This is a genomic window from Lactiplantibacillus songbeiensis (genome assembly GCF_005405125.1).
Lineage (GTDB): Bacteria > Bacillota > Bacilli > Lactobacillales > Lactobacillaceae > Lactiplantibacillus > Lactiplantibacillus songbeiensis.
The window spans coordinates 106749-132696 of record NZ_BJDL01000008.1; the positions used below are offsets into that span (position 1 = coordinate 106749).

Annotated in this window: 27 protein-coding genes; 15 read left to right on the top strand and 12 right to left on the bottom strand. The window is 45.9% G+C overall.

Features of this window, described 5'->3' with window-relative positions; translation table 11 throughout:
- Nucleotides 1-4 precede the first annotated feature (4 nt).
- Nucleotides 5-889, top strand: coding sequence for a proline iminopeptidase (pepI, locus tag FFM77_RS03205; protein ID WP_137634300.1), 885 nt, complete (start codon nucleotides 5-7; stop codon nucleotides 887-889).
- A 190-nt stretch (nucleotides 890-1079) separates the two neighbouring features.
- Here the strand turns inward: pepI and FFM77_RS03210 are convergent, their stop codons facing one another.
- Together FFM77_RS03210 and FFM77_RS03215 are read right to left on the bottom strand one after the other, a co-directional pair.
- Complete coding sequence (locus FFM77_RS03210; protein WP_137634301.1) at nucleotides 1080-1616, bottom strand: hypothetical protein; 537 nt, start codon at nucleotides 1614-1616, stop codon at nucleotides 1080-1082.
- Nucleotides 1617-1909: 293 nt separating this feature from the next.
- On the bottom strand, nucleotides 1910-2947 hold the full coding sequence (locus FFM77_RS03215) for an SDR family oxidoreductase (protein ID WP_137634302.1): 1038 nt from the start codon (nucleotides 2945-2947) through the stop codon (nucleotides 1910-1912).
- Between the two features lie 119 nt (nucleotides 2948-3066).
- Between FFM77_RS03215 and FFM77_RS03220 the strand changes: the two genes are divergently transcribed.
- The gene (locus FFM77_RS03220; RefSeq protein ID WP_137634303.1) at nucleotides 3067-3636 is read left to right on the top strand and encodes a TetR/AcrR family transcriptional regulator; all 570 of its coding nucleotides are present in this window, start codon (nucleotides 3067-3069) and stop codon (nucleotides 3634-3636) included.
- Nucleotides 3636-4514 carry an EamA family transporter gene (locus tag FFM77_RS03225; protein ID WP_137634304.1) on the top strand — a complete coding sequence of 293 codons (879 nt, stop codon included), beginning with the start codon at nucleotides 3636-3638 and terminating at the stop codon, nucleotides 4512-4514. The genes FFM77_RS03220 and FFM77_RS03225 overlap by 1 nt, the downstream gene beginning before the upstream one ends.
- A 65-nt stretch (nucleotides 4515-4579) precedes the next feature.
- On the opposite strand, the gene FFM77_RS03230 is transcribed toward FFM77_RS03225, so the two are convergent.
- Complete coding sequence (locus FFM77_RS03230) at nucleotides 4580-5092, bottom strand: hypothetical protein (protein WP_137634305.1); 513 nt, start codon at nucleotides 5090-5092, stop codon at nucleotides 4580-4582.
- A 173-nt stretch (nucleotides 5093-5265) separates the two neighbouring features.
- On the opposite strand from FFM77_RS03230, the gene FFM77_RS03235 reads away from it, so the two are divergent.
- Nucleotides 5266-5979, top strand: coding sequence for an outer membrane protein assembly factor BamD (locus FFM77_RS03235; protein ID WP_137634306.1), 714 nt, complete (start codon nucleotides 5266-5268; stop codon nucleotides 5977-5979).
- Between the two features lie 143 nt (nucleotides 5980-6122).
- Nucleotides 6123-6554, top strand: a complete 432-nt coding sequence (locus tag FFM77_RS03240) for a pyridoxamine 5'-phosphate oxidase (protein ID WP_137634307.1) — start codon at nucleotides 6123-6125, stop codon at nucleotides 6552-6554.
- 61 nt (nucleotides 6555-6615) lie between these two features.
- On the opposite strand, the gene FFM77_RS03245 is transcribed toward FFM77_RS03240, so the two are convergent.
- From FFM77_RS03245 to FFM77_RS03260, 4 genes are all read right to left on the bottom strand, one after another.
- Nucleotides 6616-8259 (bottom strand): peptide ABC transporter substrate-binding protein, encoded by a 1644-nt coding sequence (locus FFM77_RS03245; RefSeq protein WP_137634308.1) that lies wholly within the window; start codon nucleotides 8257-8259, stop codon nucleotides 6616-6618.
- 615 nt (nucleotides 8260-8874) lie between these two features.
- Complete coding sequence (locus FFM77_RS03250) at nucleotides 8875-9474, bottom strand: hypothetical protein (RefSeq protein ID WP_137634309.1); 600 nt, start codon at nucleotides 9472-9474, stop codon at nucleotides 8875-8877.
- 16 nt (nucleotides 9475-9490) lie between these two features.
- Entirely contained in the window at nucleotides 9491-9982 is a 492-nt protein-coding gene (locus tag FFM77_RS03255) for a hypothetical protein (RefSeq protein ID WP_137634310.1), read from the bottom strand.
- Nucleotides 9983-10106: 124 nt separating this feature from the next.
- A complete protein-coding gene (locus FFM77_RS03260) occupies nucleotides 10107-11036 on the bottom strand; it encodes a LysR family transcriptional regulator (RefSeq protein WP_137634311.1) in 930 nt (309 codons plus the stop codon).
- A gap of 141 nt (nucleotides 11037-11177) precedes the next feature.
- On the opposite strand from FFM77_RS03260, the gene FFM77_RS03265 reads away from it, so the two are divergent.
- From FFM77_RS03265 to FFM77_RS03285, 5 genes are all read left to right on the top strand, one after another.
- A complete protein-coding gene (locus FFM77_RS03265) occupies nucleotides 11178-12050 on the top strand; it encodes a shikimate dehydrogenase (RefSeq protein ID WP_137634312.1) in 873 nt (290 codons plus the stop codon).
- 21 nt (nucleotides 12051-12071) lie between these two features.
- Nucleotides 12072-12833 (top strand): type I 3-dehydroquinate dehydratase, encoded by a 762-nt coding sequence (gene aroD / locus FFM77_RS03270; protein ID WP_137634313.1) that lies wholly within the window; start codon nucleotides 12072-12074, stop codon nucleotides 12831-12833.
- Between the two features lie 8 nt (nucleotides 12834-12841).
- Nucleotides 12842-13798, top strand: coding sequence for an FAD:protein FMN transferase (locus FFM77_RS03275; protein WP_137634314.1), 957 nt, complete (start codon nucleotides 12842-12844; stop codon nucleotides 13796-13798).
- The gene (locus FFM77_RS03280; RefSeq protein ID WP_137634315.1) at nucleotides 13791-16091 is read left to right on the top strand and encodes an FAD-dependent oxidoreductase; all 2301 of its coding nucleotides are present in this window, start codon (nucleotides 13791-13793) and stop codon (nucleotides 16089-16091) included. The genes FFM77_RS03275 and FFM77_RS03280 overlap by 8 nt, the downstream gene beginning before the upstream one ends.
- 593 nt (nucleotides 16092-16684) lie before the next feature.
- On the top strand, nucleotides 16685-17878 hold the full coding sequence (locus tag FFM77_RS03285; RefSeq protein WP_223876766.1) for a GGDEF domain-containing protein: 1194 nt from the start codon (nucleotides 16685-16687) through the stop codon (nucleotides 17876-17878).
- Nucleotides 17879-18187: 309 nt separating this feature from the next.
- Here the strand turns inward: FFM77_RS03285 and FFM77_RS03290 are convergent, their stop codons facing one another.
- From FFM77_RS03290 to FFM77_RS03310, 5 genes are read right to left on the bottom strand one after another with little or no spacing between them, the layout of a single operon-like run.
- On the bottom strand, nucleotides 18188-18421 hold the full coding sequence (locus FFM77_RS03290) for a hypothetical protein (RefSeq protein ID WP_137634316.1): 234 nt from the start codon (nucleotides 18419-18421) through the stop codon (nucleotides 18188-18190).
- 18 nt (nucleotides 18422-18439) lie between these two features.
- Nucleotides 18440-19171 (bottom strand): energy-coupling factor ABC transporter ATP-binding protein, encoded by a 732-nt coding sequence (locus FFM77_RS03295; RefSeq protein WP_171001544.1) that lies wholly within the window; start codon nucleotides 19169-19171, stop codon nucleotides 18440-18442.
- Between the two features lie 3 nt (nucleotides 19172-19174).
- Entirely contained in the window at nucleotides 19175-19996 is an 822-nt protein-coding gene (locus FFM77_RS03300; protein ID WP_137634317.1) for an energy-coupling factor transporter transmembrane component T, read from the bottom strand.
- A complete protein-coding gene (gene cbiM / locus FFM77_RS03305) occupies nucleotides 19971-20957 on the bottom strand; it encodes a cobalt transporter CbiM (RefSeq protein WP_137634318.1) in 987 nt (328 codons plus the stop codon). Before cbiM ends, FFM77_RS03300 begins: the two co-directional genes overlap by 26 nt.
- Before the next feature lie 15 nt (nucleotides 20958-20972).
- Nucleotides 20973-21638, bottom strand: coding sequence for a Crp/Fnr family transcriptional regulator (locus FFM77_RS03310; RefSeq protein ID WP_137634319.1), 666 nt, complete (start codon nucleotides 21636-21638; stop codon nucleotides 20973-20975).
- Between the two features lie 233 nt (nucleotides 21639-21871).
- Between FFM77_RS03310 and larA the strand changes: the two genes are divergently transcribed.
- The 5 genes from larA to larD are packed head-to-tail and all read left to right on the top strand — an operon-like array spanning nucleotide 21872 to nucleotide 25941.
- Entirely contained in the window at nucleotides 21872-23146 is a 1275-nt protein-coding gene (gene larA, locus FFM77_RS03315; protein WP_137634320.1) for a nickel-dependent lactate racemase, read from the top strand.
- The gene (gene larB, locus FFM77_RS03320; RefSeq protein ID WP_137634321.1) at nucleotides 23146-23886 is read left to right on the top strand and encodes a nickel pincer cofactor biosynthesis protein LarB; all 741 of its coding nucleotides are present in this window, start codon (nucleotides 23146-23148) and stop codon (nucleotides 23884-23886) included. The genes larA and larB overlap by 1 nt, the downstream gene beginning before the upstream one ends.
- A 36-nt stretch (nucleotides 23887-23922) precedes the next feature.
- Nucleotides 23923-24753, top strand: coding sequence for a nickel pincer cofactor biosynthesis protein LarC (larC, locus tag FFM77_RS14215; protein ID WP_137634322.1), 831 nt, complete (start codon nucleotides 23923-23925; stop codon nucleotides 24751-24753).
- Nucleotides 24735-25223 (top strand): nickel pincer cofactor biosynthesis protein LarC2, encoded by a 489-nt coding sequence (gene larC2, locus FFM77_RS14220; protein ID WP_379892680.1) that lies wholly within the window; start codon nucleotides 24735-24737, stop codon nucleotides 25221-25223. The genes larC and larC2 overlap by 19 nt, the downstream gene beginning before the upstream one ends.
- Before the next feature lie 4 nt (nucleotides 25224-25227).
- A complete protein-coding gene (gene larD / locus FFM77_RS03335) occupies nucleotides 25228-25941 on the top strand; it encodes a D/L-lactic acid transporter LarD (RefSeq protein ID WP_137634324.1) in 714 nt (237 codons plus the stop codon).
- Nucleotides 25942-25948: the final 7 nt, after the last annotated feature.

Below are 25948 nucleotides of genomic sequence, written 5' to 3' on the forward strand. Positions count from 1 at the left end.
GAGGATGCAGATTAAAACTGGAATGATACCATTTCAAAAGTTTCAGACGGCGTATCGGGTGGTAGGTGACTTAACGACTGGGATGACACCATTATTACTGTTACACGGTGGGCCAGGCTCAACGCATAATTACTTTGAGGCGTTTGATCAATTGGCAGCTGAGACGGGTCGGCCCATCGTGATGTACGACCAGCTCGGCTGTGGCGAATCATCGCTACCCAGTGATCCAAGTTGGTATCGGGCTGAAACTTGGTTAGCGGAATTGCAAACCGTCCGTGATTATTTGGGATTGGATCGGATGCATTTATTAGGTCAGTCGTGGGGCGGCATGTTAGCGATTATGTATGTGTGTGATCAGCGGCCCCAAGGTATTCAGAGCCTGATCTTAGCTAGTACCTTGTCGTCGGCACGACTCTGGGCGCAAGAGCAGCATCGCTTAATCGCCTATTTATCGCCAGCTGATCAGGCGGCGATTGCGACCGCTGAACGGACGGGTAATTTTACGGGAACCGCTTATGTTGCTGCCAACCAGCACTATATGGAACAGCACGCGACTGGTCCGGTGACGTCGGCGTCACCAGCGTATTTGCGACGGCCCAAAATTAGTGGCAGCTTGGCGTACCAAACCGCCTGGGGTCCTAACGAATATTGTCCGACCGGAAACTTGAAAGCTTATGATTATACCACGGCTTTGGCGCAAGTGACGGTGCCAACTCTAGTAACGAGTGGGACGAATGACTTATGTACGCCTTTAGTGGCAAAAACGATGGTTGATCAGTTGCCAAACGCTGAGTGGGCGTTATTTGCGCACAGTCGACATATGGCCTTTATCGATGAACAAGCCGCTTATTTTGACCGGCTTAAACATTGGTTAGCGATGCATGACTAAAAAAGATCAAAAAAAGACAACCTCGCGTTCTACTCGAGATTGTCCTGATGAGGTGCGGCGACCTTCAGAATGCTTGCGCACCGATCGCGTACCCCCATCGTGGTTTGGCACCGTGTGTATTATCGCACGGTTAGTTGTTGAAAGTCAAACGTCTAAAAAGTTGTCAGCTAATCACTGGCAACTTTTTTGTCTAATTGAAGGTGTGATAACTGCCTTGATATAACCGATAATAATTCTTCGGTGTAATCATGAAGAGATAATGAGTCGTTTTTTTACCGTAACTCAAGTAATTTTCACTATGGGGAAAGTCCCACTTCACTAAGTTTTGCTGGTTGGTTGCGAAGGCTTTTTTGACGGTAACTGTGTGATGCGCTGGGATGTTAACGGCTTTGTGTCGATCAACTAATTTATAGAGATAACCGTCGAATTCACCGCCATCAGTATCGGCAACTAACCGAGTGAACTTAAAGCGAAAGGCTCGGTTCGTTCGGTTAGTAATCCGCATATTGAAATAATAACGCGCGTGCGGGCCAGTCGTATAGTGACCGTGCGTCGTTTTGTAAAGTTGGAGTTTTGTAATGGCGTTATCGGTATTCCAGTTGTGTTTTACTTGGCTGAAATCTCTGACTGAACTGGCTTGAGCCGGTTCAGCAGCAATAGCGGTCATCGCGAGACTCGCTAGTAGGATAGTACTCAATGATAAGTATTTTTTTGATAATAATGGCATGTGCATAGCCCCCTCGTATGGCTAAGTATAGCGATGTGGGGACTGGTTCACAATAACTATATTTGGTGCTAGTTGGCTTAAATTGCCACTCTGGTTGGACCAGAATCGGCTGGAACGTGGTGGCCACGTTCTCGAGCCAAGGTGCGGTCTCGAAAGCCGGGCTTTATCTAAGTCGAAAACCACGACTAAGATAAACGACACCACTGAGCCAATTCTGGTCCGCCCGGCGTTAATGACCCAGTAGTTTAGAAACCAACTGGTAGGCGGCACTTTAACGAGCCTAAGCGTTATATTTATACTGGTTTAATGAGGTTTAAATCAAACATTGATTGGGCAGTGGCTAAAATCGCGGTTTTAGCCGAACGGGGGTGCCAGTCAAGTAGGCACTGAGCTTTGGCATTACTGGTCTCAGCGTAGCCGCCAACTAGTGACGCTAGCATGCGCAGGTTAGGCTGGAAGATAGCGGCCGTTTTAACGATGACATTCGGCAATTGGTGTTTCGGTAGTCGTGACGCGTATTGAGGATAGGCCGACCGTAAGCTATTAGCGACATCTAGCATTGATAAGGTTTCACCAGTTGTTGCTAGAAAACGTTCACCAGCAGCTTTAGGACTGGTCATGGCTAACATATGGAGCTGGGCAACATCGCGTACGTCAACATAACCGGAATCGATGTGTGGGACGGCCGGTACTTTGCCAGCTAACAGTTCTTGAATTTGAATATTTGAATGGAAATATGTGCTGGCTAATACCGGACCCATCACGCCAACTGGATTGATGGCTGCTAAGGTCATACCGTGGCCTTCACGCTTGATAAAGTCCCAAGCAGCACGTTCAGCTAAGGTTTTTGACTTTTGGTAGGGGTGGATGTGCTTCACCGTTAAATCTGACCAGTCGGTTTCAGTGAACGGTGTCCGCTGTTGGGGATGCCCGGCAAAGACTGCGCCATATGCGGAGGTTAAGACGACGCGCTTGACGTGGGCATCCCGAGCGGCGGTGAGAACCCGTAATACGCCGTCGACCGCGGGTTTAATCATCTCGGCTTCATCTTTAAATTGTAATTTAGGGGTTGGTGAAGCGACATGCATGACATAGCTGGCACCTTGCATGGCCGCGGCCCAATGACGGTCATGACTTAAGTCAGCTTCGATGAGTGAAAGGTCGCTAAGGTCGGTGAGCCCACCGTTTCTTAACATGGTTTCGATTAAAGCCTGTTTATTAAGGCTGCGAACGGTCGCGCGCACCGCATAGCCTCGTTGCAGTAATTGTAAAATGATATGGATTGCAATAAAGCCACTACCACCAGTGACGACCACTAATTGTTTTTGCATGTTTAAGTGCCTCCAAGATATTTTTGTGACATTTGTAACGTCTGTAAAAATAGCTTACAATGAACTTAAACCAGATGCTAGTGGTTAAGGGGCATCTGTGACAGAAAGAGGGAAGTGTTATGGCAGCAACCAAGCATGCGCAAGCGATTAAACGGGATTCAAAGACGTATCTCGCAACGGCTTTATTGCAGCTTTTAGCAACAAAAGATTTGAGTGAGTTGACCGTGACCCAAGTAGTGAAGCGCGCGGGCGTGAGTCGGATGGCATTTTACCGTAACTTTACGACTTTGGCCGATGTCTTAACGGCCTATTTTGAACCGGTGATTGCCGCGCGGTTTGATGATATTCGTCAACATGTCCCGGTCGCCCAAAAGCAGGCGGCAGTACGAACCTTCTTCACGGATTATGCGACAACATTAGAATTAGCAGTGACCCGTGGCTTTGAACCCGTTATTCAGCAATTATTTAACGAAAATTTGGCTCGGCTCTATGATGATTTATTAGTGACAACGCCTTTAACGGCTGTCCAGAAAAAGTATTGGGCGCAGTTTATGAGCGCCGGCGTTTATCAGATCTGGCGCAACTGGTTACTAAATGGTCAAGTCGAGCCATTAAGCATGATTCATAAGTTGCTAGCGACCTTTCAAACGGCAACTTTACAGGCGTTAACTGCCGGGGTGGACGCCTAATGAAACGACTAGCGCCATGGATCGTCGGTTTAGGCGCCATCAGTTATGGGATTCCAGCGTCATTATTTAAGTTAGCTGGTCGCGCCGGGGTTCAAAATGGACCGTTATTGTTTTGGTCGTTTTTAAGTTCGGCTGTCATCTTGACGCTTGTACACGTGAGTCGTGGGAACCGGTTGAAAACGCAGGGGACGAGTTGGCGACAAGTCTTATTAGTGATGGCGGCTGGGACCGCTTCTGGCTTTACCAATACGTTCTATATCTTAGCGTTACGGTCGATTCCAGTGGCCGTCGCCGCAGTGATGTTGATGCAATCAGTCTGGTTGTCGGTATTGCTGGGTGCAATGATCAAGCGTCAATGGCCGTCACGACGACAATTATTGAGCATTATTTTAGTCTTAGCCGGTACGGTCTTGGCGGCCGATTTATTGCCCATCACGACAGCATTGTCCGGTTGGGGGTTGTTGTTTAGCTTTCTTGCGGCGGTCGCTTATGCGGGAACCTTGCAGTTTACCGCGAGTCTCGGCAATAACTTGGAGCCATTAACGAAGACCTGGTTATTGTGTGTCGGTGCGCTGGGCTTAATTGTGGTAGCTTGGGGACCGCAGTTGATCAATGTGCCGTTCTCGTTAGTGGCGGTGAAATGGGGGTTACTAACGGCTTGTTTCTCAATGATTTTACCGCTAGCGTGTTATTCACGCTTTATGCCGTTAGTGCCGTTGGGGGTCGGTCCCATCTTATCGTCGCTGGAGTTGCCGGCATCGATTGTGGTGGCGTTCTTACTGTTAGGTGAACGGGTTAGCTGGCTACAGTTAGTCGGGGTAATCGTGATTATTAGTGCCGTTATCTTCGCTAATCGACCGGGTATCAAGCTTAAGTAATCGAATAGTTTCACGTGAAACAAAATCAGCGTTCGTCGCCAAAATTGGTGATGAACGCTGATTTTTTATTTACCGATTTGGTGCAACGGGTTACTGCCCATGTATTGATAAGAGCCACTGTGTGTGAGTTTATGTTTAGTGGCGACGTTGAAGTAACCGCCATTGGTATAACTTTTTAAGACGCGGTAACGGGTCCCATGAATACGACGATGGCTAACCCACATTAAAGGTAATTTTTGATAGTCGGCTTGACCTTTGTTAAGGCTATAGACGGTACCGCCGTAACGGTTGCGATGCTTAGTGACATGCAAACGGTAGCGGCCAGACTTGTGATTGGTATAGCTTTGTTTGGCACTGACCATACCGCGAGCGTTTAGGTCGTAGCGCGTCACGGTATGCGCTGTAATCTTGGTGACGTTGTAGCGATGACTCCCAGCGTAGGTGTACCAGGTACCGCGTAACGTTTTAGGCGTGGTGGTCGTACTAGCTTGTGCGGAAGCTGTGGGTGCAAGTGGCACGGTGACAGCTAGTGCTGTGATGGCTGCCATTGCTAAGACTACCTTTTTGATGTGTTTCATCTTTTAAACTCCTCCTTTGTCATCATCTTTAATTATAGAAAAAGACGTGGGCGTTGCAATGACAGTTAGGATAGTTAGTTTCAAGGAAAGTAGCCAGTACTTAAACCGTTGCAAGAACGTTATCGGATCGCTATGGTTATGATAAACGAGTATCTTTTTTGGAGGGGATAACCATGCGACGATTAAAAAGGGTGTTAATAGTTAGTTCTTTGCTGGTGGTGGCACCGGTATTAACGAGCTGTGGTCAGCAAACGCAAGTTGACAAGTCAGCCACTAGTGCCAAGACTAGCTCAGTTAAACAAGTTTCTTATTATCAACGAAGCTTGGAAAAAGGGCTAGATGCAGTAGCCCGCGGCAAATACGTTAAAGCACAAGCCTACTTTGAAAATGCCGTCGATACTAAACCAAAAGCCAAACGGGCCAGACAGTATTTGGCGCAAGTTCGAGCGCTTAATCAAGCACAGACGGCTTTTGATCAGCAGAATTACGCTAGGGCCCAAACGCAACTAGCACAAGGCCAAAAGGCAACTGGGTCAACGGCATTAACGACTGCTTTAGATCACTTGGCTACCCGGGTCAAGGCGAAACAAGCTTCGGCGATCAAGGCTAGCCAAGCTGCAAGCAGTCAGTCTAGTGAAGCGGCTGGTTCTTCAACAACTGCTAAGTCAACGTCTAGTAGTTCGAAGGCGGTTTCGCCAGCTGAACATCAGCAAGCCAATGATTTGCGGCGGCTATTAGTGTCAAATCAAGGCTTTTCAGCATCGGTACTTAAGGGAATTCCCGATGCTGACATTATTCAGGCATTTGCGGGTAGTGGCAATGCGACTAATGCCGCTTTAGCGGAATCGGCGGGGAAGTTGTTACAGCAATATCCAAATTTGAAATAATCATTTAATTGAGTTAAAGGGAATGTTTCACGTGGAACAAAGCGTATGATAATCGTACAATCACCACGAACACTTGTTTGATTTGACTGGAATTTGCGGTATAATTAGTTCCTAAGAGAGACTAATCGAAGGGCGGAATAATAATGGATATTGCAGGCTTTAAACAAGTTAAAGCAACGACGAATAAGATTGCGTTGAGTACGGCGGTTAATGACGAAGCCGACGTTAAGATTGTAAACATCGTTTGGCGTGAGGAACAACCAAATACGTTGTATTTCTCGTCAGTTAAAGATAGTCCTGCATTAGCAGTCTACAATCAAAATCCCGATGTGGCATTTATCACGGTACCTAACGATGGCACGGCGGGTAATCCTTACATGCGTGCCCAGCACGTGCAATTGAAGCGGTCGGCTTTGACGATGCAAGATTTATTGCCGTTGTATCTAGATACGGTGCCAAATTATCAAAAGGTTTGGGATATGATTGGGTCTAAATTAGTCGTTTTTGAACTGAAATTAAAGGATGTTTTTGTTGATCCAGGTTTGGGTCAAGGTAAAGGCACGTTGCATTTTTAAATTGAATCGAAAAAAATCAGCCAACGAATTTGTTGACTGATTTTTTTAATTCAAATTGCGTTTACTTTACATAGGCAGTTCGGAAATTCATATCACCGCTGAATTTATTATAAACCACGCCTTTAACACGTGATTTAACTAAGACATGTGAGCGGCCTTCATACAATGGCGTCACTGCTTGATCGGTCATTGCCGTTTTAGCAGCTTTGACAAGAGCTTGGTAACGAGTCGTGGGGGTCATTGCATCCACACCTTCCGCTGCCGTCATCGCTTGATCGTAAGGCTTACTTTGATAATGCCCCATGTTGGAATTGCTCTTAGACGTTAAGATGGTAAGGGCTTGCGATGGATCGGCGAAGTCCATGCCCCAGCTGGTTAGGTTCAATTGGAAATCACCCTGTGAGACTTTGCCCAGCATAGCGGTAAATGGCATGGCCTTGATGGTAACTTTTAGCCCAGTTAAATGACTCGTTAATTGTCCTTGCAGGAATTCCGCGACTTGATGGCTAGTATCGTCATCGCCACAAGTAATCGTCAAGTCTAAATGCGATTGTTTCAATTGCTTTAAAGCCGTTTGATAGTCTTTTTTAGCAAGTGGCAGGTTAGTCGTCGCGGTATTTTTAACGGTCGCGTCATCGATGAAATCAGTCCCGGTCTTAGGATTCTTGAGCATGTCGTGGACGCCAAAACTTTTAGCGGCGATTGAGCCGTTTTCAAGGACTTTGTTAGCCAGTTGTTGCCGATTAATAGCGAGTGAAATGGCCGTCCGTAAAGCCTGATTAGCTGCAACTTTATCCTTTTGATTATATTGGATAAAGCCGACTCGCCCAGCGGATAAGGTCTTCAAGTCTTGGTTATGCTGGTTTTGAATGTTTTGCTCACCAGTTAAAGTGACCATATCTAGCTTGTTGGCTTGATAGAGGTTGTAAGCGGTGGTCCCAGACTTTAGCACTTGATAGTTAATTTGGTTAAGTTTGACCACCTTTTTATCCCGGTAGTGGGGGTTCTTCTTCAAGGTCCAGTGATCATTAGTCCCAGTCCAGCCGGTCAAAACGAATGGGCCGTTAAAGACCGTCGTTTTAGCTGAAGTCCCGTACTTATTGCCGTATTTTTTTACGGCCGTTTGATTCAATGGATAGAAAATCGTGCTAGCCAATGACTTTTTAAAGTAAGCGGCGGGCTTGCTTAACGTAATCTTGAGTTGATACTTACCGGTTGCTTGAACACCTAACGTGCTAGGGGCCTTTTTACCAGCAATAATGGCGCTGGCGTTCTTGATGTTGGTAAAGCGATAGGTGAATTCCGACTTAGTCTTTGGCGTGACGGTTCGTTTCCAAGCATAGACAAAATCATGGGCGGTAACAGCTTGTCCGTTACTCCAGTAGCCGTTTTTGTGTAGGTCGATCAGGTAAGTTTTACCGCCATTGGTAATCGTCGTTTTTTTAGCTAAGGCGTTGACCGGTTGGCTATTTTTATCCAAGCGGTAAAGCCCTTCGTTGACTTGGCTAAGTTGGGCATTTGAGACGCCGTCAGTCGATTTAGAGACATCCAAAGTCGTTAAAGCAGTGGCTTCGTATAGATTAAGACGTTGTGCTACCGCTGTTTTAGTCGGTTTTGATTGGGCATTAACGGTGAAGGCGATGCCGCCGATAATGATGATCCCACCGATTAGTAATAAAGATTTTTTGTGTGTAAATAAGCTCATGAGTTGATCCTCCAAAAGGTTTAAATTAAGTTGGTTGTCGTCATCATTAAGCTTTGCCATCGTTGCTGTTGCATCTGGTTCACCCCGTTTTAAAGTCAAAAAAACCGTCCTTAGCCAGCCAATGCTGTGTTAAGGACGGTTAATAAACCGCGGTGCCACCTTACTTGAGTCCACTTCAGTCACTAATTGACTAAATATGCACTCCTTCTTAGTAGAGAACCATCATTCTCCTGACAACTGACGTATGCCGCACGTCTTTTCGTACTCTCGAAATTTCGGAAAAGCCCTCGGTGGTCCATTTAATTACCTGCGTTCGGCCATACTCTCAGCAACGATGACTCTCTGTGCGGGCACGATAATCTTGATCTCCACCTCATTGGTTTATAAGGACGATATTTAAGTTGAACCTAGTGTAGCGCAGGAAGAATTTGTTTGTCAACATTGAAAGTTAATTTCAAGTGGTTGCTCGGGGTGAAAATAGACCTTATACTGATTTGAAAACAAAAAATTCAGTTTTCTGATTTTAAAAGTATTTTGGGCCAAATCACCGGTAGATTATAGAAAAGCCACTGGCAAAGTCGATAGTTTTAGACTTTGCTAGTGGTTTTTAAATGTTTATTTTTTAATGCCTAATGTTCGTAATTTTTTACTAGATTGTGTCGTATAAGAAAAGACATGGTGCACTTTTTTCTTTGACCAGATATCGACGTAACCTTGTCGTTGATAAGTGCCAAGCAAGTGATACTTTTGATGAGCTACTGTTTTATTGAAGGTCCAAAAAGCCCAGCCATCGGTTTCGCCAATCGTGTTTTTCCGCCCCCGGGGTTGAACGTCTTGTAAGTTCATGTCAGGTAGATTCCAGACATAGCGATGTTTATTAAATAAAGGTTCCTTGGTAACGTATAAATGGCGATAATCGTATTTATATTTGCTAGCTAAAACAACCCATTTTTTACTTGTCCGCTTGCCGCGATTGTTAATTTTCCAAGTTGTGAGCGTATGTCGACTTAACTTCATCACCCAATACCCTTTGGCGGGAACCTCTTTATAATGTTTATTAAAGGTTGAGTTAGTTTGATACCACGTTCCCCGCAACGTGGTTGGAATCGTGTTGTGGCTAGCTGCTTGTGAAGGGAGTGGGCAACTAAGCAACCCGACTATTCCCAGCACACCCGCGCCCAAGGTTATTAACCCTAATTTGAATTTCTTTGACATGTTAATTGGACTCCTTTTACCAACCGTAATGAACTAAAGCCACTTTATGTGAATAGCAACCCGACAAGCTAACTGATTTACCCAATTTTGTTCGTGTGCAAATGAGATCTGGTGCATGACCAGTTACATCAAGCCCCTTGTAATGATGATGGTTGTATTTAAAGACAATTGGCGTATAGGTTTCGCCCCAATCATGGGCATAAGGTTTGATGTCCCGGAAATAAACGCGATCCCGGTAGCCGTAAATCGCATGGTGGTGAGCATGACCAACGACAATCTTGTTAGAAATTGAAAAATAGTTGGTCTGTGACTTGTCACCATAGACGGTTTCGTTAAAGGAGTGTTTCCGGCACTTGAGTTTATAGTGACCAATATACCATGTGCCCCGCAGTGCTTTTGGTGTGGTATAAGACCAAACCGTTTTGGCGCTGGCAGTCAATGTGTTCAGACCAATCAGCAAACTAAAACTAGCTAGTAAGATTACTAGCCATAAACGATGTTGTTTCATTAGATATTCCCCCGTAATTTCAAAATGTTGCAAACTAATTTTAGCATATTGATTATGTTATGAATGAAAAATATAAAATCGCCAGCTTGATTATCAAAGTGATCATTCAAGCTGGCGATTTGCGTTAAATCATTTTCCCAAGATTCGTATAATGCTGCCAACAGTAACTGCGTACAAACTCGACAAATCGATGCACAGACGGTGTCATAAAGCGGTTCTGCTTCACGACCATATACATCTGGTGGTTCAACTGGTTATCAGCCAAATGCCGTAACCGGATATGGTTTTGGTCCAATAACGGCAAGTAAGGCATTAAAGCGACCCCGAGGCCATATTGCACGAAGCCGGCCATGGTGTGATCTTCTTCCACTTCATACAAAATCTGCGGCTCAACATTGGCTGTCTGCAAGATCTGGTCAATTAAAGGGCGTAAACCACTGTTTTTCGAGAAAATAATCATTGGGTAGGCAGCTAAGTCAGCGACGGTTAGCTGGTCTTTACGCGCTAGGTCACTGTCAGCGGGGACGGCGCCCATGATTTCTTGTTGGACGATTGGGATGAACTCGAAGCGGTTTTCAGTATCTTGTTCACCTAGCTTAGCAACGTGTGAGGCAATCACCACGTCGTACTTTTCATCATCTAAATCTTGTAGTAAATGGCCAGAGTTACTTTGCCCCATTGTAAAGGTGATTTCATGGTTATTGGTCTGACCTTTAAAGTTTGTCACCAGCTCCGGCACTAACTGTTGGCCCATGGTATAAGTGAAGCCAAAGTTAACGTGGCCTTGGTTGGGATCCATTAATTGACTGATTAAATCATTACCTTGTGATAAATCATTTAAGCAAGCGGTTACATACTTTAAGTAGAGATCGCCAAGTTGTGTAAGCTTGATATTGCGGCCATCCGGTTCAAATAATGGCACGCCGAGTTCGTCTTCGAGCTTCTTGATGGCATAACTTAATGACGGTTGCGAAATACCAAGGTTTTCCGCGGCCTGCGACATGTGCTGGGTTCGAGCAAGTTCTTTGAAAAAAATTAGGTGGCGTAAGTTCATTGGCGCATCTCCTTATGAACGATAGATATTTTTTATTGATTAAACAACGTATCCCTATTTAATATAATAAATGAAACTGCTAACATAGCAAGTGAATTAGGTAACAATTTAACATTTAAATAAAATTAGGAGTGATTTGAAATGACGGAACGAATCGATGGACACACAATTTTAATTGGCTTGATGGCTTATCCAATCAGACATTCAATGTCACCAACCATGCACAATAACGCGTTTGCTAAGTTGGGATTGAACTATGCTTACCTGGCTTTTGAAGTGACTAATGAGACGTTACCGGCCGCGATTCAATCCATTCGGACCTTGGATATGCGCGGTTCCAATATTTCAATGCCTAATAAGCAAAAAGTGATTCCACTCCTCGACAAGCTCGATCCAGCGGCTAAGATGATCGGTGCGGTCAATACGATTGTTAACGACGACGGAATTTTAACCGGTTACACGACTGATGGTATCGGGTTTATGAAGTCATTGGACGACGAAGGGTTGGACATTCGTGGCCATAAGATGACCTTAGCTGGTGCGGGTGGTGCCGGAACGGCGATTGCGGTTCAAGCTGCTTTAGATGGTGTCAGTGAAATGTCTATTTTCAACCGGCATGATGCCTCATGGGAAAATGCCAAACGTAACGTTGACTTACTCAATGAGAAGACCAACTGCAAGGCGACCCTACATGAATTGGAAAATCGCGATGATTTAAAGGCTGAAATTGCCGATTCGTTTATTTATACGGATGCGACTGGTGTTGGGATGAAGCCACTTGAAAATGAAACCTTGGTCACTGACCCAAGCTGGTTCCGCAAAGATTTAATCGTGTTTGATACTGTCTATGCACCACGGACGACCAAGCTCATGCAAGTGGCTGAACAAGCTGGTGTGGCACATGTCTTTAACGGTCTCGGTATGATGCTCGAACAAGGCGCTGCTGCCTTCAAGCTCTGGACGGGTAAAGAAATGCCAGTTGACTATATTCGTAACATCTTATTCAACGACTAAACGAGAGGAGTCATGTTAATCATGACACAACCAGTTAAACTAAGAAATATTCAATTGGGCGCTGATCGCCCGAAACTCGCCGTGCCAATTACCGGTCGTAGCTTAACGGCGTTGTTGCGGCAACTAAAACCCATCGTGGCTGAAAAGCCTGATTTGGTGGAATGGCGCATCGATTACTTTGAAGATGTGACAAATCCAGAAAAATTAGTGGCTGCCGGCCAACAGATTCGACAAGCGATTGGTGAGATTGCCTTGTTAACGACTTTTCGGACGCAAGGTGAAGGTGGGGCGTTGTTATTGCCCACTGAAGCTGACTACTTTAAGATTTGCCAAACGGTGATTGATGGTGGTTTTACCGATGCCCTTGATGTGGAACGCTATCATGACGAAACGGCCGTTAAACAAACCGTTGTAGCGGCTCACGCTAAAAAGATCGTCATCGTGATGAGTAACCACGATTTTCAAGCGACGCCCAGTGTGACGGAAATCGTCGAGCGTCTGACCGGGATGGCCGAACTTGGCGCCGATGTGCCGAAGATTGCGGTGATGCCCCAATCGGTTGATGATGTGTTAGCGTTACTCACGGCTACCAACCAAGCGCGGCAGAAGTTAACGCAACCGTTGATTACGATGTCGATGGGTGACCTGGGGAAAGTCTCTCGGGTTGCCGGTGAAGTCTTTGGGTCCTGCTTATCCTTTGCGACCGTTGGGGCTGGCTCAGCGCCCGGCCAAGTTGCGCTGGAACGGTTACGGCCAATGCTGCAAACGTTGAAGCTTAGTTAGGAGGTATCGTGGTGGCCGTGCAGAAAAAGTATTTATCGCAATTTACGATGTTCGGTACGGTCGTTACGATCACGTTATTTGCCCCGAACCAGCCGCTAATTGAACAGGTTTATGACTATTTGGTCAAGATGGATCAGACGTTTTCGATGAACCGGCCTGATTCTGAATTAATGCGGATCAATCAACAGGCTGGTCATGCGCCAGTCACTGTCAGTTCGACTTGTTTTGAACTGATTCAAACGGCCATCACGGCTAGTCGGGACTATCAGGATAGCTTTAATGTGCTGATTGGTCCGTTAGTCAAGTTATGGCAGATTGGGTTTGGTGGTCAACAAGTGCCACCGCAGTCCGCGATTCAAGCGCGACTGGCCTTAATGAACCCAGCTGACGTGCAACTGGATGCCGTTAGACAGACAGTCTGGTTAACCAAGCCCGGCATGATGCTGGACTTAGGTGCGATTGCCAAGGGCTACTTTGCTGATCAGGTGATTTTACAATTACAACAAGCGGGCGTGACCCACGCGATTGTGAATTTGGGTGGTAACGTCAAAATATTGGGTGAAAATCCACTGACGCCGACTGGGCAGTGGGTCGTCGGGATTCAAGCCCCTAAAGCCCCGCGTGGTTATCCGGCCTTGCAGTTAGTGACACCGGCTAAAACGGTCGTTACTTCGGGTATCTTTGAGCGTTATTTTAAGGTTGGAACTAAGCTTTACCATCATATCTTAGATCCGCAGACTGGCTATCCGGTTGAAAAGCCGATTGAACAAGTCTCAATCGTGACGACCAGTTCAACCTTAGCTGAAATTTTATCAACGGTGGCCTTTTTTAAGGGCGCGACGGCAGGTCGGCAGTTAATTGACCGGCTACCGAACGTTGAAGCTATCTTTATTGATCAAAACCAACAGATTCAAACAACGGCTGGTCTCCAGCATTTGAGTGAAGGAGTGTACGCATATGAGTGACACAAAACAAATTAAAGGCCAAGCGATGGGCCATAACGGCATCATCAACTATGAAGTTGATGTTGACGATAATAAAATTGAAGATTTGAAAATTTTAAAGCATTCTGAAACATCTGGTATTTTTAATCAAGTCATTGATAAACTAAAAAAAAGTGTGATTACCGAACAATCCTTTAATGTGGATACCATTAGTGGCGCAACGGTCATGACCCAAGCTTTATTGGATTCTGCTAAAAAGGCGGTCAAGGCAGCCGATGTGCAGTTAACGGCGGCACCAAAAGCGGCTAAGACTACCGCAACGACACATTTAAGTGCCGATGTCGTGGTTATTGGCGGTGGCGAAGCTGGGTTAGTAGCTGGTTGTCGGGCTTTAACTAAGGGCGAATCTGTTATCTTAGTAGAAAAGAATGGCTATCTCGGTGGTGCCACCATTTTAAACGGCTCCAATGTGACTGCAACTGGGTCAAAAGTGGCGACCAAGATTTTTGGTGACAACCATGATACCCCCCAAGCTTTGGCGGATGATGTGGCGCGCGAAAGTAAACACACAAATTATCCAGCAATGACGGCTGTCATGGTCAACAACATTGGTCCGGCAATTGATTTTATTAGTGACTTTGCTGGGTTGGCTTATCAAAAAGCGCAAACGCAAACGCCAGAACATTCGATTAATCGGCAGATTGAGCTTCCAACCGCTAGCAGCTATGAGCTGATTCAAAAGGTGTCAAAAGCCTTCAATGATCATGGTGGCAAGACGCTACTGGATACACGGGTTGAAGGGCTGACGTTTAATCGTCAGGGTGAGCTCAATGGCTTAACCGCTGTTCAACATGCAACCCCGGTTAAGATCAAGGCCCGTTCGATTGTTTTAGCCACAGGTGGTCATGGTGCCAGCCAAAAGATGCGGGGGGCTGAAAGTCAGGGCTTAGACTATTATGGTCCAATGACCTCGACTGGTGATGCTTATGGGTTTAACAGCAAATTAAACCTGCAAACCCATGATTTAGGCTGGTATAAAGTCTATCCGCATGGGGTTGAAGTTGAACCCGGCGTGGCGAAGTTGACCACGTATGCGTCGAAGAAAGCCACGGATATGGGGGCGTTATACGTCAATACTAAGGGCCAACGGATTGTGAATGAGTCCGCGGTCTATAGTGACTTCCGTGATGCTATCTTGGCGCAACCTGATAAAGTCGCGTTTATGTTAATGGACGAACGGACTTGGAAACAAGTCTATGACTTATTAGTCTTACATGACTTTACGGCTAATGAAATTCAAGGCTTCTTTGATCACCAAGATAAAACACCAATTTTTGTTAAAGGTGATTTGGCAACCGTTGCTAAATCAGCTGGTATTGATGCTGATGCGTTGCAAAAGACGGTAACGGCGTATCAAGGCTATGCGAAAGCGGGTCAAGATCCCGACTTCAACCGTGATGCCCAATACTTGCATTCATTTGATGGCGATACTTATTATTTGGTTGAGCAACGCGGGCGGTTTGCAACGACGCTCGGTGGTTATTCGGTCACTACGCCGGACTTACAACTCGTTACTAAAGATGCCGTTCCAGTTGCAAACTATTATGCGGCTGGTGAAGTGGCAGGCGGTGCGAATGGTCATGATTCAATGCCAAGTATGATGAACACTTGGGGCATCTCCTCAGGTTATGTGGCCGGAGCTGCAGCGAGCGCCAATGCTGACCGGCAAAAAGCGGCTGGGCAGACGGATCTAAATGTCGTCGGTCTCATGGGAACGAATGCGACGAAGTCCTATAATCGGACGCTATTGCAGGCAATGCAGAACTTATTCGGTGACCAAGTTAACTTTGAGATTGCCGAAATTAGCGATGTCCCGTTGTTCCGAGAAGATGATGTCGATGCAGAACCAGCGAACGTCACTGCTTTGTGTCAACAGATTGATGCGGCTGATGGGGTTGTAATTGCGGTGCCGGAATATGATCATGCGATTCCGGCGGCGTTAAAGAGTACCTTGGAATGGCTCTCTTGCCAAGAACATCCCTTTAAAGATAAACCGGTCATGATTGTTGGGACGTCCTTGGGGATTCAAGGGACGGTTCGCGCCCAAATGAACTTACGGCAAATCCTAGATTCACCCGGGGTCAATGCCAAAGTCCTGCCTGGCAATGAATTTATGTTGCCACAAGCTGCTGACAAATTCGATGACCAAGGCCATTTGAATGATGCCGGGAGTGAAGCGTTCTTAAAACAGTGCTTTAACAACTTCTTGACGTTTATCGAAACTGATGAAGCTGCGCCAGTAATGGCAAATTAATAATAATTCCTAATAACGCTCGTTATATCGACTAATTCGGTGTGACGAGCGTTATTTAGTTACGCTTGGTACTAGTTGAAATTGTGCTTGCCGGTTGGATTCCAAAACGCTGGAACGTCATGGCCCATTTTGAAGCCTCAAACCCGATCTTCAAAACTGACGTTGGCCTAAATCCGAGTAGATCATTCGCACTAGGGCCAACGACACGGCTGAGTATTTTAGGAACCAATCTCTCGGCTAAATGACTGAACTAAAAATAATCAATCGTTAATTTTTTAATATCTGTTAATTAACGACGGGCGGGCCATAATTGGCTCAGTGGTGTCGTTTATCTTGGTCGGTGATTTTCCGGCCTTAGATAAAGCCCGACTTTCGAGACCGCACTTTGGCTCGAAAACGCGGCCACCACGTTCCAGCCGGTTCTGGCCCAACCAGAGTGGCAATTTAAGCCAACTAGCATCAAGCGTATTTAGTTACTTGGATTTACGATTAATTTTGCACGTTTAACTTGGTCACTAACGATAAGTGACCATTTCGTGTTACTATAGTTGTTGACTATATTTAGGATTTAATCACACAACGAGGTATTCAATGTGCAAATTGATCAACATTTAGTGCTGTTTTTCGAAGCTATTTTTAATATGAAAACAGTTATCATTGCGTTTATGACGACTGGCTTGATTGCCTTAATGTCAGTAGGAACATATATTTTAGAACATCGGGCGTTAAAAATTCGCCGACGCCGTTTTACTTGGACTGTTCATGTGGTTGAGACGGCAAGTGTCTTGTTGAGTATGCTGATTATTCGATCGACGTTTTACGCGATCAATGATGGCTCGGTCTTGACTTGGTCTTACGCGACCGCGCAACTAACGATTTTGTTATTTGCGTTATATACGATGTGGGGCCCAGCAATTGGTATGCTGAATATCATCATGCCGGTCTTCATCTACAGCCAAGGGATCTACTTAGGGTCTAGTTGGCGGTATGCACCGATCTTCGCCGTTATGGTGACTCTACTGATTGCTGGAATCGTTTATTTTGCCTGGCATCGAACGGAAGTGATGGCTTCCAAGTGGCAGTATTTCTTATTACAAGCGATTTATGGGGGCACTTGGTGGTTCATTATCTGGGCGATTCATCCGTTTAACCTGTTCTTTACTGTCTTGATGTTAGTCATCTTTATGGCTTACATTGGGGCATTACATCGGGGAATTCAGTGGATGAGCCGCGTGTTGGAACGCTATTCGGCGTTAAGTCAGCAAGTTAACTTCGATGAGTTAACCGGTGTCCGTAATCGTGGTAATTTTGATACGGTGAAAGCTGAAGTGTTTGAAGTGTATCGTAAACGGACGCGTAATCCAATTACGATGGCAATGTTTGATATTGATCACTTTAAGCAATTCAATGACTTGCATGGTCACACGACTGGTGATGCGGTCTTGAAGTATGTGGCACAGCATTTTGAGCAAGAACTGTTGGCCCAACAAACGCATGGCGAATTGTTTCGATATGGTGGGGAAGAATTTGTCGTCATTTTCCGGTCGGTAGCCGTGACTGAAGCGGCGGCCATTGTTTCGTCGATTCGTTCGGATTTACAACAACGAACGTTGGATTTTGATGGTCAAGCCTTGCATATTACGGTTTCGTTTGGAGTCTCTCAATTACAACCAGAGGATCAAACGTTTAGTGATTGGTTTGCCCGGGTTGATCATTATTTGTATCAATCGAAGCAAGCTGGTCGTAATCGGGTCACCGTTGAAGGTAAAACCTTGATCACTAATTAAAACTTGAACCGCTGACAGTTAGTTGGCAGTTTTTTGTTCGTCTAAGTCTGATAAAGATACTCACACTAAGGTCAACGATACGGCTAAGTTAACTGGTGAAAAATCATCAGTCGGTTGTAGCTGCTCACTAATTAACGTCGGGTGGGCTAGAATTGGCTCGCAAACGTGGCCACCACGTTCCAGCCGATTCTGGACTAACCAGAGTGGCAGTTTAATCCGATTATTAAGCGCTAATCAAATGTTCCACGTGAAACAAAACGACCTCGCAATTGAGTTAAAACTCAGTTGCGAGGTCGTTTTGTTTCGTGATTAAAGCCGACTATTGTAGATCAAAAAGCTAATATAGCAATGATCGCCGTCGGGTAAGTCATAACCGGTATTTTGGTTAGTCCCGTCGTTTTCATGTAAAACGACGAATTCGCCAGAACCGTAATCTTGGTCATTTAAATAATTGACCAAGCGTTCGTCACATTCGGCTAAAGTCTTACCGGTAACGACGCGACGGTTCCAGCCACGGTGAATGGCCCCATTTGGATTCATCAAGTTCTCCAACTCCTTAAGTTATAAAGTCATCAATTGCGCTTGGCGTTCTGGCTGGGTGGCAAGCACACTGCCAGCGACGTCCGCGTCAATTTGGTGGGCAGAATTAAATATAATGAAACGTTGACCAACAGCTTGAACTTGTTGGAAGTTATGGCTGGCCATAATAATGGTCTTACCAGCCGTTTGTAAACGTGATAGTAACGTTAGCAATTGTTGTTGGGCAGCAATTGTCAGCCCGTTCAATGGCTCGTCTAATAATAGCACACTCGGATTCAAGGCCAAGACACTGGCTAAAGCGACCCGCTTTTTTTCACCACCAGAAAGCTGATAGGGAACTCGTTCGCGTAGTTCGGTACAATCCGTTAATGCTAAACAGTCAGTGACCCGTTGTGACACTTCGGCGGTACTAAGGCCTAGCTGGCGCGGCCCAAAGGCAACTTCTTCAGCGACCGAGGGATTGAACAGTTGAACGTCCGTATTTTGAAAAACGAGGCCGATTTGCTGATGCAATTGTTGCCGTTTGGTGGCATCACTCAAATAATCAGCCGTAATTACCTGGTCATTAAAGAGATAAGTCCCGGCACTGGCAGTAGCCAGGCCACTGAGAATTCGTAGTAAAGTCGACTTGCCGGAACCATTGGGGCCCAGTAAGCAGACAAATTCCCCAGCTTGAATCGTTAAGTCTAAATGATCAAGGCCACGAGTGTTGGGATAGTTGTAACTCAGTTGTTCTAAAGTCATCAACGGCATTAGTTAATTCCTCCAAAAAATCAGCAGCGCCATTAGCGCCACATAGGGACTTAGTGACAAATAATCGCGCCAACGGGTCGGCTTAGTAGCTGGTTTTGCATAGTGGCCGTTAAATCCCCGCGCTTCCATCGCTGCATATAGTTCTAACGCGTAGGTATAGCTCTTTAAGTATAAGTTGCCAAACAGTGCCCCAATCAGGCGATAAGGATGCTTAGCTGGTGCCACTGTCCGCAAGCTGAGGGCTTCCATAGTTTGTAACAAATAGTTGCCGAGCATCCGCAAGTAAGTGATGGCAATCGCTAGCGTCATGATGAGGACATCTGGACAATGCAAGGTTTTTAAGCCGGTTAGTAAGTCCTGAAAGTTAGTCGTTGCCCGATAATATTGCGCATTGGCAAGAATCAGGCTGGTTTTAAACCCGAACCAGAGTAAGGTTGCCGGACCATTCAGCCAATACGTCGGTAAGACGATAATGACGGCCATCAGACTACTGAATAACCAGCTACGTAAGAAACGCCGCAACTGACTGGGGGCCAATACGAGTAACTGGGCGCCCAGTAATAAGGCCAGTCCCCATAGGAAAAGACCGTTATTAATTAATGCGATAAGGAGTAATAGTAACCCTAAGCGCAGTAGCTTGATATGCGGTGGCAATTGCCAGCGAGTCGCTGGAATCGCCGGGGCTGGTTGCGCTAATCGGACGAGTAATGCTTGTAAATGGCGCTGATTACGCGCCAAAAATGGATGCCGATTACGTTTGGTGGTTGGCTGATTGGGTGCTTGCAGCCACGTTGGTAAATCAGTTTTTGAAGGTTGATTGGTCATGTTGCAGTCCTCGAATCAAAAGTAAGAAGATCAGAATCGCCGTCAACGCTGATAGGATATAGCCGACGCTGACTGGTAGGCCCGCAATCGCATAATCGCTAAACAGTGCTTGAAAATGAAACCCGTGGGCCATGCCTTGTGGGACGGTTGACCCAACATGTTGTTGGACTAATAAGTGCTTTAATTCGCTGGGACTCCATTCGCCCCAAGCCGTATTGCTAGCGAGTAGCCCAAGCGGCGTCAGAAGTGCCAGGCCACCTAATAAGTAAAACCAAGGTCGTTGACTGGTTTTAGGGGTCGTCTGATAGAGATTCGTAGGGGCAACTTTTTGAACGAATTGGTAAACCAATAACGTAAAGACTAGTTCGACCCAGCCAGCAACTAATAAGTGCGCCGCAAGCATGGCAGGTACCGCAATATTTAAGCCATATGGGCAATAGAGCGGGGCGCCGCTAGCAGTGTGCGCGAGTAGTGGTTGTAAGCCAAGCTCGATTCCGGCGACTAAGGCGGCGATATTAATCCCAAGGTATGCCCCGATAGCTAGACCCAATTTTTCGTGATGCAACTTTTGGCCAAGTCGGTAGCAGGCGTAGCCGACAAATGGCATGATGAACGCCATGTTAAAGGCATTCGCCCCAAAGGCCAGGATACCGCCGTCACCGAAGAGTAACGCTTGTAGTAATAAGGTCACGGTTAAGGCCAAGCAAGCCGCCCACGGCCCTATAAGGACCGCTAACAGGGTGCCACCTACTGCATGTGCCGTCGTACCACCGGGAATCGGCAAGTTAAACATCATAATCAAAAAAGCGAGGGCTGCTGCAATGCCTAACATTGGCAAGGTTTCGCGATGTTGTTTAATTTGAACTTTGACTTTGAGTACCGCGACGGTCCAAATCGGCGCCATGGCAACTGCTAAGGTCCCACAAGTCGCGGGACTTAAATAATTATCTGGAATGTGCATGGATAAACTCCTCTGCTAATTAGCAATTTGATCTAAGAGGTAGCTGATATCTTTAATAATGAATTTGTGATTTTGGACTGAAAGGACGCCATCTTCGCGCAATTCTTTGAGCATCCGATTAACACTACTGCGGGAACTAATCCCACAAAACCCCGCGATATCATCATTAGTGACCACAAAATCAATTAGAATGCCAGCCTTAATTTTACGTCCAAATAAATCAACCAAACTATACAGAAAAGAGCAAATCGCGCCTTTCTTGCCATTCATCACCATCCGCTGTAAGCGCAGGATGTTCTCTGACAGTTTCTTACGATAGTAATTTTTGATATAGTTTTGTAATTCTGGGGTACTGTTAACGTATTTCCAAAAGGCGACCCGATTGACTTGATAGAAGGTGGCGTATTCGGATTCAATTCGAACATTAAAAGGCTGATCGGTTGACCGCGAGACTTCATCGCGTAACAACGAAATCACATCGGGCTTGGCGATATAGGACAAGTTAAACTCGCGACCGTCTTGTAAAATGATGCTGTTTTTAATGATGCCATCCTTTAAAACATACGTATAATGTTCAGCTAAGCCATGATAAGTCAAATAGGTGTGGCGTTTTTTTTGAATCGTCGGCACGTGATGGGCTTCCAAATAGCTTAATAAATATTCAATATCAGTTAATACCATCTTAGTTTTCAGTTCTTTCGTGAGTGATTTAGGAGGCTGGTAATTGCCAAAACCCCGTCACGATTAGTTATGTTGCTAATCATACCGGTTTTAAAAAATTCGACAATCGCATTTTAAGTATACATTTGTTAACTCTTTTTGAAAACTTTAAATGTAACGGACAAGTGGTTAGCGAACGAGTATAACTGAAAGCACGTGCAAAAAACAATTCAAAAAAAGGATGGCCAAAAGACATGGTATCAATTGATTTACCATATGATAAAACCACGATTACCGCTGAAATTCCTGATGAAAACTTCGCTGGTAAGCTCGTCTCACAAGCTGCAACATATCATAACAAACTTTCAGAAAAGGAAACGGTCGAGAAGTCGTTAGACAACCCAATCGGTTCACAAAAGCTGGAAGAACTCGCTAAGGGCAAGAAGAATATTGTCATTATTAGTTCTGATCATACTCGGCCAGTACCCTCACATATCATTACACCAATCTTGTTACGGCGTTTGCGTTCCGTTGCGCCCGATGCCCGTATTCGCATTTTAGTTGCGACCGGCTTCCATCGGCCATCAACCCATGAAGAATTAGTTAACAAATATGGTTCTGAAATCGTTGACAATGAAGAAATCGTCATGCATGTGTCTACCGATCGTGACTCTTGTGTCAAAATCGGGACCTTACCATCTGGTGGGGAATGTATCATTAATAAAGTTGCTGCTGAAGCGGACTTATTAATCTCAGAAGGGTTTATCGAATCGCATTTCTTTGCCGGCTTCTCTGGCGGCCGGAAATCCGTGTTGCCTGGGGTTTCTTATTACAAGACCATCATGGCAAACCATTCTGGTGAATTTATTAATTCACCAAAGGCTCGGACTGGGAACTTAATGCATAACCCAATTCATAAAGACATGGTTTATGCTGCTCGGACAGCTAAATTAGCTTTTATTATCAACGTCGTTTTAGATGAAGATAAGAAGATTATTGGGTCATTTGCTGGTGACATGGAAGCCGCTCACAAAGTCGGTTGTGACTTTGTTGAAAGCTTATCCAGTGTACCGGCCATTGATAGTGATATTGCCATCTCAACTAATGGTGGTTACCCACTTGACCAAAACATCTACCAAGCTGTTAAAGGGATGACCGCTGCCGAAGCGACCAACAAAGAAGGCGGGACCATTGTGATGGTTGCCGGTGCCCGCGATGGTCATGGTGGCGATGGCTTCTTCCATAACTTAGCTGATGTTGACGATCCTAAGGAATTCTTAGACAAAGCGATTAACACACCACGGCTGAAGACGATTCCTGACCAATGGACGGCGCAAATCTTTGCTCGGATCTTAGTGCATCATCATGTTATCTTCGTTTCAGATTTAGTTGATCCTGACTTGATCACCGGGATGCATATGGAATTAGCCAAGACTTTAGACGAAGCCATGGAAAAAGCCTATGCACGTGAAGGTAAAGCTGCCAAAGTGACCGTTGTGCCTGACGGTTTGGGGGTTATTGTTAAATAATTATGACGACGCAGGAAATCTTAGAAGCAGTAGCTGCCGGTCAATTAAGTCCCACGGCGGCAACCGCGCAATTAGAAGCGACTCAAACGGCCGATTTAGGCTTTGCCAATGTTGATTTAAGCAGGCAGCACCGCAACGGATTTCCCGAAGTGATTTATGGTGCCGGTAAAACGGCCCCACAAATTGCGGGGATTATTAAAGCGATGACGCCACAAACCACGCCCATCTTAACGACTCGGTTAACGGCCGGGAAGTTTGCGGCGTTGCAACCGGCATTACCGACCGCGGTATACCATGAAGCGGCGAAATGCATGACCGTTGGCGCAATGCCAACGCCTAAGTCGACTGATTATATTGCGGTCGTCACTGCGGGGACGTCGGATTTGCCAGTTGCTGAAGAGGCCGCTGTGACGGCCCAAGCTTTTGGCAACCGGGTTGAACGGGTCTATGATGTTGGTGTTGCTGGCATTCATCGTCTCTTTGCTAAGCTGGATGTCATCCGCGGTGCTAAAGTGGTGATTGTGATTGCCGGCATGGAAGGCGCGCTCGCTAGTGTTGTTGGGGGGCTGATCGACAAACCCCTGATTGCTGTGCCGACGAGTGTGGGTTATGGAACTAACTTCCAAGGGTTAACGGCGTTACTGACAATGTTGAATAGCTGTGCTTCGGGTATCACGGTCGTTAATATCGATAATGGTTTCGGGGCGGCTTATTCGGCCAGCATGATTAATCAGTTGTAACGCGTTGGGTAACTTAGATATTTAGAGGAGTAACTTATGCGAACACTTTATTTAGATGCTTTTTCTGGGATTAGCGGCGATATGTTTTTAGGGGCCATGTTAGATTTAGGTCTCGACTTCGAGGCGTTAAAAACGGAATTAGCTAAATTACACGTCAGCGGTTACGAATTGACTAGTGACCGGTTGGCGAAGAGCAGTATTTATGGGACCAGCTTTGATGTGCAAGTTGCTGGCGGCAAGGATCATGGGTTCATTGAACATCATCATCACGATGATACCGCCGAAGTGGCCCATCATGACCATGATCACGCTGAAACTGAACATCATCACCATCACCATAATGCTCGGCATTTAACCGAAATTACGGCCTTGATTGATGCTAGTGCGTTATCGGCTACAGTTAAGGCGCGTTCAAAAGCCATTTTTACGGAAATTGCTAAAGCTGAAGCCACGGTACACAACATGCCGTTAGCGGATGTCCACTTCCATGAAGTGGGCGCGTTAGATTCAATCGTTGATATCGTTGGCTGTTGTGTGGCCTTGGAATTGATGCAGATCGACACGATCTTAGCATCGCCATTAACTGATGGTAGTGGTTTTATCAATGTTGCGCATGGTCAAATGCCAGTACCTGTTCCAGCAGTGATGCAGATGCGGGTTGGTAGTGCCATTCCAATTCAACAACGATTAGATATTCATACCGAATTAATTACCCCAACTGGGATGGGGCTGGTTAAGACGTTGGTCCACGACTTCGGTCCACTACCAACGGAGGCCAATCCAACAAAAGTTGGGTATGGCTTTGGTAAGCGTGACACAGGTGGCTTCAATGCCTTGCGCGCGGTATTATTCGAAAAAAAAAACTAAGTCATCAAATCGTTAAAGCAACTAAGGACGCGGTCTTACTCATTGAAGCGAACTTAGATGACCAAACGGGCGAAGGCTTAGGTTATGTGATGACGCAATTATTAGCAGCTGGGGCGTATGACGTCTATTTCACACCGATCCAGATGAAGAAGAATCGGCCAGCGGTAAAGTTATCGGTCTTAGGTAACCCGCTCGCAAAAACCGCGTTGACCAAGTTGATTTTAGCCGAGACAAGCACTATTGGGGTACGGTATCAGACTTGGCAACGCGCCATTATGCAGCGGCACTTTGAAACGGTCCAAACACCGTATGGGGCGGTGCAGTTAAAAGTGGCAACCTATGATGATATTGAAAAAAAGACACCGGAATTTGATGATTGTGCCCAACTGGCGCGCAAAAATCATATTCCACTAATGACGGTTTACCAAGCGGCTTTGGCGGCAGCCGGTCAACTGGCGAAGGGAGAGTAATCACTTGTTTCACGCATTAGTAGCAGAATTTATGGGCACGGCCTTGATGATTATTTTTGGGGTTGGGGTTCACTGTAGTACGGTACTTAAAGGGACTAAATATCGTGGTTCCGGTCATATCTTTGCCATCACGACTTGGGGTTTTGGGATTAGTATCGCCTTATTTATTTTCGGTAATGTTTGCATTAATCCGGCGATGGTCTTAGCACAATGTCTATTGGGCAACTTGCCATGGGTTGATTTTATTCCTTATTCCGTGGCCGAAGTCTTAGGCGGGGTGGTTGGTTCCGTGATCGTTTGGATCATGTATGCGGATCACTTTAAGGCCTCGACTGATGAGATCTCACCAATTACAATTCGTAACTTGTTCTGTACCTCACCAGCCGTTCGGAATTTACCACGCAACTTTTTCGTGGAATTCTTTGATACCTTTATCTTTATCTCCGGTATTTTGGCCATTTCAACGGTCAAAACACCCGGTGTTGTGCCAATTGGTGTCGGCTTGTTAGTCTGGGCTATTGGGATGGGACTTGGTGGTCCAACTGGGTTCGCGATGAACCTCGCTCGAGACATGGGTCCCCGGATCGCGCATGCGATTTTACCAATTGCCAATAAGGCTGATAGCGACTGGCAATATGGGATTATCGTGCCTGGGATTGCCCCCTTCGTTGGGGCAGCCGTGGCCGCGTGGTTCATGCATGGCTTTTTCGGAATTTAAAGTAAAA

Coding starts and splice junctions, on each gene's coding strand:
- pepI (WP_137634300.1), top strand. CDS start 5: ATGCAGATTAAAACTGGAATGATACCATTTCAAAAGTTTCAGACGGCG.
- FFM77_RS03210 (WP_137634301.1), bottom strand. CDS start 1,616: ATGCCATTATTATCAAAAAAATACTTATCATTGAGTACTATCCTACTA.
- FFM77_RS03215 (WP_137634302.1), bottom strand. CDS start 2,947: ATGCAAAAACAATTAGTGGTCGTCACTGGTGGTAGTGGCTTTATTGCA.
- FFM77_RS03220 (WP_137634303.1), top strand. CDS start 3,067: ATGGCAGCAACCAAGCATGCGCAAGCGATTAAACGGGATTCAAAGACG.
- FFM77_RS03225 (WP_137634304.1), top strand. CDS start 3,636: ATGAAACGACTAGCGCCATGGATCGTCGGTTTAGGCGCCATCAGTTAT.
- FFM77_RS03230 (WP_137634305.1), bottom strand. CDS start 5,092: ATGAAACACATCAAAAAGGTAGTCTTAGCAATGGCAGCCATCACAGCA.
- FFM77_RS03235 (WP_137634306.1), top strand. CDS start 5,266: ATGCGACGATTAAAAAGGGTGTTAATAGTTAGTTCTTTGCTGGTGGTG.
- FFM77_RS03240 (WP_137634307.1), top strand. CDS start 6,123: ATGGATATTGCAGGCTTTAAACAAGTTAAAGCAACGACGAATAAGATT.
- FFM77_RS03245 (WP_137634308.1), bottom strand. CDS start 8,259: ATGAGCTTATTTACACACAAAAAATCTTTATTACTAATCGGTGGGATC.
- FFM77_RS03250 (WP_137634309.1), bottom strand. CDS start 9,474: ATGTCAAAGAAATTCAAATTAGGGTTAATAACCTTGGGCGCGGGTGTG.
- FFM77_RS03255 (WP_137634310.1), bottom strand. CDS start 9,982: ATGAAACAACATCGTTTATGGCTAGTAATCTTACTAGCTAGTTTTAGT.
- FFM77_RS03260 (WP_137634311.1), bottom strand. CDS start 11,036: ATGAACTTACGCCACCTAATTTTTTTCAAAGAACTTGCTCGAACCCAG.
- FFM77_RS03265 (WP_137634312.1), top strand. CDS start 11,178: ATGACGGAACGAATCGATGGACACACAATTTTAATTGGCTTGATGGCT.
- aroD (WP_137634313.1), top strand. CDS start 12,072: ATGACACAACCAGTTAAACTAAGAAATATTCAATTGGGCGCTGATCGC.
- FFM77_RS03280 (WP_137634315.1), top strand. CDS start 13,791: ATGAGTGACACAAAACAAATTAAAGGCCAAGCGATGGGCCATAACGGC.
- FFM77_RS03295 (WP_171001544.1), bottom strand. CDS start 19,171: ATGCCGTTGATGACTTTAGAACAACTGAGTTACAACTATCCCAACACT.
- FFM77_RS03300 (WP_137634317.1), bottom strand. CDS start 19,996: ATGACCAATCAACCTTCAAAAACTGATTTACCAACGTGGCTGCAAGCA.
- cbiM (WP_137634318.1), bottom strand. CDS start 20,957: ATGCACATTCCAGATAATTATTTAAGTCCCGCGACTTGTGGGACCTTA.
- FFM77_RS03310 (WP_137634319.1), bottom strand. CDS start 21,638: ATGGTATTAACTGATATTGAATATTTATTAAGCTATTTGGAAGCCCAT.
- larA (WP_137634320.1), top strand. CDS start 21,872: ATGGTATCAATTGATTTACCATATGATAAAACCACGATTACCGCTGAA.
- larC (WP_137634322.1), top strand. CDS start 23,923: ATGCGAACACTTTATTTAGATGCTTTTTCTGGGATTAGCGGCGATATG.